We start from the raw sequence: 9,817 nt of genomic DNA, 5'->3' as shown, positions 1-9,817 counted from the left end.
AAGTGCCTGCCAGGGTCCAGAGAGAGTTTTTCATGCAAAGGCTCCTTGAGTGATTCAGTGGATGGAAGGGCTGCGTGCAGAGCCCGCGCCTGCACGATAACCCAGCCCGTGGTGGCTGACGGTGTCCGTGCGTAACGCGCGGGCGGTAGCCCCGAAAAGATCTTGAAAAGGCTCTCAGGCCTCTGTCCCCTGCACGACGCGGGGCGGCGTGTGCCACACACCCGTCACACCGCTGTCAAACGCGGTTCCCACGCTCGCGGTTTTGTTTTTCTTGGGTTGCCCATGTTGATCAAGACCTCTGTTTTCCGCTCCGCAGGCTCCGGCATGCTGGGGCATGTGTCGCGCCGCACTGCCACGCTGGGCGTGGTGGCGCTGGCTGCATCCCTGGCCGCTTGCGGCGGCAGCGATGGCGACAGCAATGCCAACGCCGGTGCCACAGCCACGCTGGCCGTGCTGGAGACGACAGACCTGCACTTCAATGTGCGCAGCTACGACTACTTCAAGCTCGCTGAAGACAAGACCTACGGCTTTGAACGCACCGCCACGCTGGTGCGCGCGGCGCGCAAGGAATTCGCCAACACCCTGCTGGTGGACAACGGCGACACCATCCAGGGCACGGCACTGGCCGATTACGAAGCCACCATCAGCCCCATCCCCTGCACCCAGCAGTTGTCCATGTACAAGGCCATGGGCGCACTGGGTTTTGACGCGGGCACGCTGGGCAACCACGAGTTCAACTACGGCCTGCCCTTCCTGAACCAGGTGCTGGGCGGTGGGCTGGACGTGGACGGTGTGGACCCCACCAAGAAATGCGCGGGCGCAGGTTACCCCGCCGTACTGGCCAACGTGTACAGCAGCAAGACCAAGAAGCCGCTGGTGCAGCCCTACACGCTGCTGGAGCGCACGGTGGTGGCCAAGGGCACCGATGGCAAGGAAGTGAAGCTGCCCATCAAGATCGGCGTGATCGGCTTCACCACCCCCGGCATCATGAACTGGGACAAGCGCTACCTCGAAGGCAAGGTCTACACCGAAGGCGCGGTCGAGTCGGCCACCAAGTACGTGCCCGAGCTGCGCGCCAAGGGCGCCGACATTGTGGTGGCGCTGTTGCACGGCGGGCTCGATAGCGCGGCCTACTCGCCCACCATGGAAAACCCCGGCCTGCACCTGTCGAAGGTGGCGGGCATTGATGCGATGGTGATGGGCCACCAGCACGGCGTGTTCCCCGACACGGCGGCCACCCCCAGCTTCAACCTGCCCGGCGTGGACCACAAGGCGGGCACCGTCAACGGTGTGCCCGCCGTGATGGCCAGCTCCTGGGGCAAGGCCCTGGGCGTGGTGCAACTGGCGCTGCAGTGGGATGGTGCCAAGTGGGTGGTCAACAAGACTGCCAGCAAGAGCGAGCTGCGCAACATCCAGAGCAAGAATGCAGCGGGCGCGAACGTGTACGTAGAACCCGACGCCACCATCGCTGCGCTGATCGAGACGCAGCACCAGGCCGCGATCAAGTACGTGAAGACGCCCATCGGCCAGACCGACTTCCGCATGAGCACGCTGTTTGCCGATGTGGGCGACCCCGGCGCGATCCAGATCGTGAACCAGGCGCAGCAAGCCTATGTGGCGGCCTATATCAAGGCCAACCTGCCGCAATACGCTGCATTGCCCGTGCTGTCTGTCAGCGCGCCGTTCAAGAGCGGCTTCCAGGGTGGGGCGGACTACACCGACGTGGCGGTGGGCCCGCTGGCCATCAACAACGCGGCCGACCTCTACCTGTACCCCAACACCGTGTATGCGGTGAAGGTGAACGGCGCGGACATCAAGAACTGGCTCGAGGCCGCTGCCAAGCGTTTCAACCAGATCGACCCCGCCAAGACCACGGAGCAGCAGCTCATCAGCACCTTCCCTGGGTACAACTTCGACATGTTCACCACGGCAGACGTGCAGTACGAAATTGACGTGACCCAGCCCGTGGGCAGCCGCATCAAGAACCTGACGTACCTGGGCAAGCCCATCGATGTGGCGCAGGAGTTCGTGATCGCCACCAACAACTACCGCGCCACCAGTGGCAAGAGCTTCATCGACAAGCTCGACGGCTCGGGCACCATCTGGGCCTCGCCCGATGCCAACCGCGATGTGGTGATCGACTACATCCGCAAGAACCCCGCCGTGAGCCGCACCGCCAACGGCGCTGCCAAGAGCTGGCGCTTTGCCAAGGCCACCGTGGCCGGGCCTGTGGTGTTCACTTCGGGTGCCAACGCGCTCAGCGTGGCGCAGGCTGCGGGCCTTACCAATGTGAGCCTGGTAGCTGCAGACGACGGTTCGGGCAAGGGCACGTCGAAGTACAGCGTCGATTTGTCGAAGTAATTTCGGCACGCGCACCGGCAGCCCACGGCAGGTGGGCGCGGCCGGGGCCATGAAAAAAAGCCCGCCTGGGATGAAGCAGGCGGGCTTTGCTATTTAAAAGATAGCTGGTAGCGCTTATTGGATAAGCGCGAGAGGCACTTTTTGCTTAAAAGGTGCAGTGCCGGGTTGAAACGCTCAACGCTCCAGCTTCTCGCGCACCACCTTGCCGGTGGTACCGTTGCTGGCGCTGGGCATGGCGGGCGAGCCGCCCCAGCCTGTCCGCCTGACGGTGCACGGCCCCGCCGCGGCCACCTGGGCCAGCCTGCAGCGCATCGACCAGACCCTGGCCCTGGCGGGTGCCGCGCTGGTCTTGCTGGCGGTGGCGCTGTGCTGGCTGCAGGTGCGGGTGGGGCTGGCCCCGCTGCGTCGGCTGGAGGCCTTGTTGGCAACCATCCGCAACCCCAGCAGCGCCGCGCAGGAGGGCGCACTGGTGGATGTGCAGGCCATGCTGGCAGCGCCCACCGGCCGCGACTTGTAGCCCCTGCAGGCCGAGCTGGCCAGTCTGTGGGAGCACAACGCCCGCGTGGTGGCGCGTGCCCGCGCGCATGCGTCGGACCTGAACCATGCCCTTAAAAAGCCACTGGCCTTGCTCAGTGCCCAGGCCAGCAGTGATGCCGCCGTGCCTGCGGCCGATGTGCAGCGGCAGGTGCAGGCCATGGCGCAGGTGATTGACCGCTACCAGGCACGCACCTTCAGCGATGCCCTGCACATGCAGGCGGCCATGCACCCCGCAACGGCCGCCCAGCCCGTAGACATTGCCCAGTGCGTGGCCGAGGTGGTGCGCATGATGGAGCGGTTGCACGCTGATCAGGCATTGGAGTGGACGCTGCAGGTGCAGGATGGCACCACCCCGCTGTGGCGCGGTGAGCGCACGGATCTGGAAGAGGTGCTGGGTAATCTGCTGGACAACGCGGGCAAATGGGCCGCCTCGGCCGTGCGCATTGGCCTGGCGATGGAAGAGGGCGATGCCGCCCAGCCGCCGCAAGTGGTGCTGCAGATTGAAGATGATGGGCCGGGCATGGCGCCCCACCAGTTGCAGGCCGCTGGCCAGCGCGGCTTGCGGTTTGATGATTCGGTGCAGGGCTCGGGGCTGGGGCTGCACATTGCCACGCAGATGGTGCAGGCCTACGGCGGTGAGTTGTCCCTGGGCAAGAGCGCCTTGCTCAAAGGGCTTTCGGTGCGCGTGATGCTGCCTGGGGTGCAGGCTGCGCAGCGCCCGCGCAAGGCCTAGCGAGCCGCAATCCGCGCCCCGTTGGGGGCTGGGTCAGGCGCTGCGGGCAGGCTGCAGCAGCACCAGCAATGCCCCCGCGCCGCCGTCGATGGGGCGGGCTTGCACAAAAGCCAGCACTTCCTTTTTTTGCACCAGCCAGCTCTGCACACGGCCTTTGAGCACCGGGCTTTTGCCGGGCGAACCCAGGCCCTTGCCGTGCACCACGCGCACGCAGCGCACGCCCAGCTTGTGCGCGTGGCGGATGAATTCGCCCAGCGCTTCGCGCGCTTCGTCCACGCGCAGGCCGTGCAGGTCCAGTTGGCGCTGAATGCTCCAGTGGCCAGAGCGCAGGCGGCGGGTGATCTCCACCCCGATGCCGGGGCGGCGAAAGCTGAGCTGGTCGTCGGTGTCGAGCAGGCTGCTCACGTCAAAGTCGTCGCTGATGGATTCCATCAAAACCCGTTCTTCGTCCAGCCAGTGCTGCAGCGGCAGGGGCTCGGGTGGGGTGGTGGGCAGCTCCGCCAGGTTGCGGTCGGTCAATGGGTGCACTTGCCCCACGGCGCGGCTGAACAGCTGGCGCTCTGCCTCCAGCCGTGCAGCGGCTTCGCGCCGGGCTTTTTCGTCGGCTTCGGCGCGTTCGCGCTGCTCACGCAACTGGCGGGTGATGGTGGCCAGGTCTTGCAGGCCGTCCACGCGCACGCTGGGGCGGCGCGGCTTGGGCGCTTTGCGTGGTCTGGGGGGCGGTGCGGGCGTGCCTTCTGCCCTGGGCGTGGGTGCAGTGCGGGGTTTGGGGGCTTGCCACGCAATGGCAGGCACGCGGCGTGCGGCACGGGGAGGCGGTGGTGCCGCGGGTGTTGGGGGCTGGGTGGGCCGCAAGGTGCGAGCCAAGGCCGCTGCCAGCGCGCCGGTCAGCTCTTGCCTCGGTTTGTCTGATGGCTGGCTGCTTGGTGTGTCGCCGGGCAGCGGCGCCCGTGCGGATGGATAGCGGCGATTCATGCGGGGGCTCCAGGGGGGGGGCGGCGCACAGGCGGGGCTGTGCTGTGGTGGAGCGCTCTCAGCGGGCGGATAGGCCAGGGCCAGCCACTGCGTGCTTTGCGCGGCATTGAAGTTGTCGTCAGACACCAGCACCAGCACCCGTTCGCCGCTGGGTAGCGGCGCGGCCCACGTCATGCCTTCGAGGTTGTCCACGGTGGCAAGGCCCAGCGTTGCAAAGTCGAGCAGCAAGGTCTTTTGCAGCGGGGTGTGGTTGCCTGGCTGCAGTGCCTGTACGCCCAGGGTGTCGCTGCCGCTGCGCAGGTCGGCGCGGTACAGTCGGGCGCCAAAGCCTGCGCCCGCGCTGTAGTCGCGTTCCAGCACCAGCAGGTGGTGTGGGCCATCGGCCAGGATTTCGCTCACGCCGTTGACTTCTGGGCCCCAGGGCAGTCGGCGGGAGCGGGGAACGGCGTCCGGGGTGTAGGCCCGCTGCTGCAGCGCCTGGCCCGTGGCCACGTCCAGTGCGGTGATGCGCACGGGCCCACCAGCGGTCTGCACGGTGGGGCGGGGGCCATCTTGTACCCACGCCATTTCCATTGCCAGCCAGGCGGTGCAGCCGTCGTCAGAAAAGGCCAGCCCTTCCAGGCTGGCGTTGGGGCGCGGGCCGGTGCGCTGGGGCAGCAACGTGGGGGCGAAGGCCGGTGGCAGGGGAATATTGCGCGCCGATTGCCCTGTGGGCAGTGCTTCGCGCAAACGGGGGATGCCACCGCGTGCCCAGTCGCCCTCGCTCGTCCACCACAGGCGCTGGCGGCCCGCGTGCCAGCGAATGGCTTCTGCGTCGGGCACCTCGGCGTTTGAGCCAGCGCGTTGACGGGGCGATGGGAATGGCTGGCCTTGCTCGGTGAGCAGCGTGAAGACGCCCGTGATGTGGGGCGGTTGCGTAGGCTGCTGCGCGGGCGACCAGCGCGCGGTGTAGATGCGCGCAGGTGCTTGGGCAGAGCGGTCGTCGCTGATGAGCCAGAACTGACCGGATTGGGCGTCGTAGTCAATGCCCGAGATGCCGCCCCATGGGGTGCCCAGCACCTCGGTGCCTGCGGCGATGTGGGCCTGTGCCAGCAGCCTGACAGGTGCATTGGCATTCCCTGTAGAGAGTTGCCTGGGCGCTGCACAGCCCCCCAGCACCAGGACGGCTGTCAGTGTGGCAACCAGCGCCCGCGGGTGGTGCAACAGGCGCATCACAGCAGTCCCTCTTCTGCCATCGACAGTGCCTGGCCGGGCGCGACGATGACATGGTCGAGTACGCGCACATCGACCAGCGCCAGGGTGGTTTTCAAGGTCTGCGTGAGGGCTTCGTCTGCCCGGCTGGGTTGCACGCTGCCGCTGGGGTGGTTGTGCGCCAGCACCACGCCTGCAGCTTGGTGGTGCAGGGCGCGCAGCACCACCTCGCGCGGGTACACGCTGGTTTGCGTGAGCGTGCCGCGAAACAGCTCTTCCATGGCCAGCAGGCGGTTTTGCGCATCGAGAAACAGCACGGCAAACACTTCGTGCCCCTTGGCGGCCAGGTGCAGCTGCAGGTAGTGCTTGACGGCGTTGGGCGAGTCGAACACCTCGCGTTCACGCAGCTGCTGGGCCAAGGCGCGGCGCGCCAGTTCCAGCACCGCCACCAGCTCCGCGCGCTTGGCGGGGCCCAGGCCTTTGATGCGTTCCAGGTCGCTGGTGCTGGCATGCAGCAGCCCTGCGATGCCGCCAAATCCGCCGCTGACCTTGCCGCTGGCAGGGTCCAGCACGGGCGGGTCCAGCAGCTCTTGCGCCATCTGCAACACGCCTTTGCCCACGATGCCAGTGCGCAGCAAGATGGCCAGCAGCTCTGCATCGGCCAGGGCTGCGGGGCCACGGGCCAGCAGTTTTTCGCGGGGCTGGGCTTCGGTGGGCAGGTTCTTGATGGCCATGGGGCAGGGGGGGCTTTGGAATCAGGTGGGCTGCCGGGGCGGCACGGGGCAGCCAGGGCGGCGGGGCGTACACCCCAGTAGGGGTTTGCCCGGTTTTCTACAATCGCGGCAGTTTATCGGGACTTACATGACCACTACCGCTGCCCCACTTCCCACCGTTCAGCCCGGCTCCTTCCTCACTTTGCACTACCGCCTGGCCGGGCCTGCAGGTGACGTGATCAACACCTTCAATGACAAGCCTGCCACGCTGTCGCTGGGCACGGGTGAGTTGTCGCCCGCCATGGAACAGCGCTTGCTGGGCTTGCCAGAAGGCACGCGCACCAGCTTTAAGCTGGCGGCGGGCGAGGCTTTTGGCGAGCGCAATGCCGACATGCAGCAATGGGTGGCCCGCAAGCTGCTCAACGAACTGGGCGACCCTGACGAACAGTACAACGTGGGCGATGTGGTGCAGTTCCCTACGCCTGACGGCCTGGGCAGTTACGCTGGCGCCGTGCAGCAGGTGCGTGACGATGGAGCCGTGCTGTTCGACTTCAACCACCCGCTGGCGGGCCAGCCGGTCACGTTTGAAGTGCACGTCATCGGTATCCTGTGATGAGCGCGCCCCAAGAGATCCTGCTGGCCGAGCCCCGGGGCTTTTGCGCCGGGGTGGACCGCGCGATCGAGATCGTCGAGCGTGCCATTCAGAAGTTTGGCGCGCCCATCTATGTGCGCCATGAAATCGTGCACAACACCTATGTGGTCAACGACCTCAAGGCCAAGGGCGCGATCTTTATCGAAGAGCTGTCGGATGTGCCACCCGGCGCTACCCTGGTGTTCAGCGCCCACGGCGTGAGCCGTGCGGTGCAGCAAGAGGCCGCGCAACGCGGTTTCAGCATTTTTGACGCCACCTGCCCCCTGGTTACCAAGGTGCATGTGGAAGTGGCCAAGCTCGCCAAAGAGGGCTACGAATTCATCATGATTGGCCACAAAGGCCACCCCGAGGTGGAAGGCACCATGGGGCAGCTGGACCACGGCATTCACCTGGTGGAAGATGTGGCCGATGTGGCCCGCGTGCAGCCCAGCCAGACCGAAAAGCTGGCCGTGGTCACCCAGACCACGCTGAGCGTGGATGACGCAGCCGAGATCACGGCCGCCGTGCGGGCGCGCTTCCCATCGGTGCGTGAGCCCAAGCAACAAGACATCTGCTACGCCACACAAAACCGCCAGGACGCCGTGAAGGTGCTCAGCCCACAGGTGGATGTGCTGGTGGTGGTGGGCAGCCCCACCAGCTCCAACAGCAACCGCCTGCGCGAACTGGCAGCGCGCTTGGGCACTGCGGCTTACATGGTGGACAGCGCAGACGAACTGCGCACCGAATGGTTTGATGGCGCCGTGCGGGTGGGGCTGACGGCGGGAGCCTCTGCGCCAGAAATTTTGGTGCAACAGGTCATTGACCGCATCAAGGCGCTGGGCGCCGTCTCGGTGCGCACCATGTCGGGCATTGAGGAGACCATCAAGTTCCCGCTGCCCAAGGGCCTCAAGATCGACGCGGCCACGGGGCTGGAGATCACCCTGCGCACCCCGGAAACGGGCCCTGGCGCCCATTGATGTGGTGTTTGCTATGGAATAGATAGCTGCTTGCGCTTATGTGTTGGGCGCTAGAGCCCTATTTGGCGTTAAATGTTGCTGCGACGCGGGGTTCAGCCCTGCGGCGCAGGCCCGCTCCACAAGTCCAGCGGCGGGTCGGCCGCCACGGCGCGCAGGATGTCGGTGCGGGAGATAAACCCGATCAGCACCCCCGCCTCGTCCGTCACTGGCAGGCCTGGCAGGCCCGTGTCCAGCAGCACCCCGGCTACGCGGCGCAGGGCCGTGTCGGGGGCCACCGCAGCCACGGGGCTGTACATCACTTCTGACACCGGCCTGCGGGCCAGCTCAATCGCTTCCTTCACGGCTCCCGGCTCGGGCAGCAAGTCCAGCGGTGCCATGTCGGCACGCAGCAGCAACCCGATGACCCGGCCCCGCTCATCCACCACAGGGGCCTGGGCCACCCGGCTCTCGGCCAGGGTTTGCCACGCATCGTTGACCCGCATGTCGGGGGGCACGCTCAGCGCGTCGTTGCTCATCACATCCCGCACCAGGGTCAGGGGCTCGCGCCGCTTCTGGGGGCCTTGGCCGGTCTGGAGGTAAGCGGCCACAGCGTCCTGCAAACGCAGGTTGACCACCGGAGCACGTTCGCGCGAGAGGGGCGCTGGGGTGGTGGCAGTGTCCTGGTCCAGATCAAGTGCGCGCGTGCGCAGGGCCTGTGGGCGGTCCACGCGCCGCACGGCAGCGATCTGGCTCAGGTTCTCCGGCCCGCCTCGGTACATCTGGCCTGAAGGGCCGAACACAAAAAACATCACCACCTCCTGTGGGCTGCGCACACACGCCACCCCTGTTTCCATGGTATCGGCATGCGGGCGTGGGGCTGTAGCCTGCGGGGCCAGTGCAAGCCCTTTGCACGGGATGACACGCTCTACACTGCAAGGCCATTTTGCAACGGAGCCTTTTGCATGATCGACCGCGCCGCCATCTCTGCCGCCCGCCAGCGCCTGGCCTCGCAGCCGCATTTTTTGCGCAGCACGCCGCTGCTGCGTTTGCCCGGCGCCGCCCTGGGGGTGGACTGTGCAGAGATCTGGCTCAAGCTGGAGCATTTGCAGGTGGGCGGCAGCTTCAAGGCGCGCGGCATGCTGTACCGCTTGCTGGCCAATCCGGTGCCCGACAGCGGTGTGATCATCGCCTCGGGCGGCAACGCCGGTATTGCCGTGGCGGCTGCGGCCCAGGCTCTGGGCGTGCGCTGCGAGGTGTTTGTGCCCGAGGTGTCGCCCGAAGCCAAACGCGCCCGCCTGCGTGCATTGGGGGCCGAGGTGGTCGTCACCGGCGCGGCCTACGCCCAGGCTTATGAAGCCTGCGTGGCCCGCCAGCAAGCCACTGGCGCCCTGCAAGCCCACGCCTATGACCAGCCCGAGGTGGTGGCAGGGGCGGGCACCTTGGCACTGGAAGTGGAAGAGCAAGCGGGCCGCTTGCCCAATACCTTGCTTGTCAGCGTGGGCGGCGGTGGCCTGATCGGCGGCGTGGCGGCCTGGGTGGAAAGCCGCGCCCATGTGGTGTCGCTGGAGCCGGAGCGTGCGCCCACGCTGCATGCCGCGCGTGCGGCGGGCCAGCCGGTGGATGTGGCTGTCAGCGGCATCGCGGCCGATTCCCTGGGGGCCAAGCGCATAGGCGCCATCGCCTGGGAAGTGAGCCAGCGCCACGTGCATGATGCCCTGCT

9 protein-coding genes and 1 pseudogene are annotated in these 9,817 nt (G+C 66.8%); 6 read left to right on the top strand and 4 right to left on the bottom strand.

What is annotated here, in order from left to right:
• Positions 1-324 precede the first annotated feature (324 nt).
• The 3 genes from AADJ04_RS16405 to AADJ04_RS16395 all read left to right on the top strand — a co-directional run bounded on the left by AADJ04_RS16405 (position 325) and on the right by AADJ04_RS16395 (position 3,631).
• The gene (locus AADJ04_RS16405; RefSeq protein ID WP_066698871.1) at positions 325-2,361 is read left to right on the top strand and encodes a bifunctional 2',3'-cyclic-nucleotide 2'-phosphodiesterase/3'-nucleotidase; all 2,037 of its coding nucleotides are present in this window, start codon (positions 325-327) and stop codon (positions 2,359-2,361) included.
• 202 nt (positions 2,362-2,563) lie between these two features.
• Positions 2,564-2,878, top strand: a complete 315-nt coding sequence (locus tag AADJ04_RS16400; RefSeq protein ID WP_341240265.1) for a hypothetical protein — start codon at positions 2,564-2,566, stop codon at positions 2,876-2,878.
• Between the two features lie 48 nt (positions 2,879-2,926).
• Positions 2,927-3,631, top strand: a complete 705-nt coding sequence (locus tag AADJ04_RS16395) for an ATP-binding protein (protein WP_341240264.1) — start codon at positions 2,927-2,929, stop codon at positions 3,629-3,631.
• Positions 3,632-3,664: 33 nt separating this feature from the next.
• Here AADJ04_RS16395 and AADJ04_RS16390 read toward each other — a convergent pair whose 3' ends face one another.
• The 3 genes and pseudogenes from AADJ04_RS16390 to radC all read right to left on the bottom strand — a co-directional run bounded on the left by AADJ04_RS16390 (position 3,665) and on the right by radC (position 6,531).
• Entirely contained in the window at positions 3,665-4,309 is a 645-nt protein-coding gene (locus AADJ04_RS16390) for a Smr/MutS family protein (RefSeq protein ID WP_341240266.1), read from the bottom strand.
• A gap of 417 nt (positions 4,310-4,726) precedes the next feature.
• Positions 4,727-5,818: pseudogene (locus AADJ04_RS16385) on the bottom strand (esterase-like activity of phytase family protein); the annotation flags it as partial.
• Complete coding sequence (gene radC, locus AADJ04_RS16380; RefSeq protein WP_044401896.1) at positions 5,818-6,531, bottom strand: DNA repair protein RadC; 714 nt, start codon at positions 6,529-6,531, stop codon at positions 5,818-5,820. The pseudogene AADJ04_RS16385 and the gene radC, both read right to left, overlap by 1 nt.
• Positions 6,532-6,658: 127 nt before the next feature.
• Here radC and AADJ04_RS16375 point away from each other — a divergent pair, with 127 nt between their 5' ends.
• Both AADJ04_RS16375 and ispH read left to right on the top strand, forming a co-directional pair.
• Entirely contained in the window at positions 6,659-7,123 is a 465-nt protein-coding gene (locus AADJ04_RS16375) for an FKBP-type peptidyl-prolyl cis-trans isomerase (protein ID WP_341240263.1), read from the top strand.
• A complete protein-coding gene (ispH, locus tag AADJ04_RS16370) occupies positions 7,123-8,118 on the top strand; it encodes a 4-hydroxy-3-methylbut-2-enyl diphosphate reductase (RefSeq protein ID WP_341240262.1) in 996 nt (331 codons plus the stop codon). The genes AADJ04_RS16375 and ispH overlap by 1 nt, the downstream gene beginning before the upstream one ends.
• A gap of 92 nt (positions 8,119-8,210) precedes the next feature.
• On the opposite strand, the gene AADJ04_RS16365 is transcribed toward ispH, so the two are convergent.
• Entirely contained in the window at positions 8,211-8,906 is a 696-nt protein-coding gene (locus AADJ04_RS16365; RefSeq protein WP_341240261.1) for a CBS domain-containing protein, read from the bottom strand.
• A 153-nt stretch (positions 8,907-9,059) separates the two neighbouring features.
• Between AADJ04_RS16365 and AADJ04_RS16360 the strand changes: the two genes are divergently transcribed.
• The coding region (locus tag AADJ04_RS16360) for a serine/threonine dehydratase (RefSeq protein WP_341240260.1) at positions 9,060-9,817 on the top strand (758 nt) is incomplete at its 3' end.

The sequence above is a fragment of the uncultured Acidovorax sp. genome (genome assembly GCF_964021665.1).
In the GTDB taxonomy this organism is placed as follows: Bacteria; Pseudomonadota; Gammaproteobacteria; order Burkholderiales; family Burkholderiaceae_C; genus Acidovorax; species Acidovorax temperans.
Note: the sequence above shows the minus strand (reverse complement) of the source record. Positions and strands in the feature narration are given on the sequence as shown.

Excerpts from the sequence above, each read along its gene's own strand:
- AADJ04_RS16405 (WP_066698871.1), top strand. The coding sequence starts at position 325 with ATGCTGGGGCATGTGTCGCGCCGCACTGCCACGCTGGGCGTGGTGGCG.
- radC (WP_044401896.1), bottom strand. The coding sequence starts at position 6,531 with ATGGCCATCAAGAACCTGCCCACCGAAGCCCAGCCCCGCGAAAAACTG.
- AADJ04_RS16375 (WP_341240263.1), top strand. The coding sequence starts at position 6,659 with ATGACCACTACCGCTGCCCCACTTCCCACCGTTCAGCCCGGCTCCTTC.
- ispH (WP_341240262.1), top strand. The coding sequence starts at position 7,123 with ATGAGCGCGCCCCAAGAGATCCTGCTGGCCGAGCCCCGGGGCTTTTGC.
- AADJ04_RS16365 (WP_341240261.1), bottom strand. The coding sequence starts at position 8,906 with ATGTTTTTTGTGTTCGGCCCTTCAGGCCAGATGTACCGAGGCGGGCCG.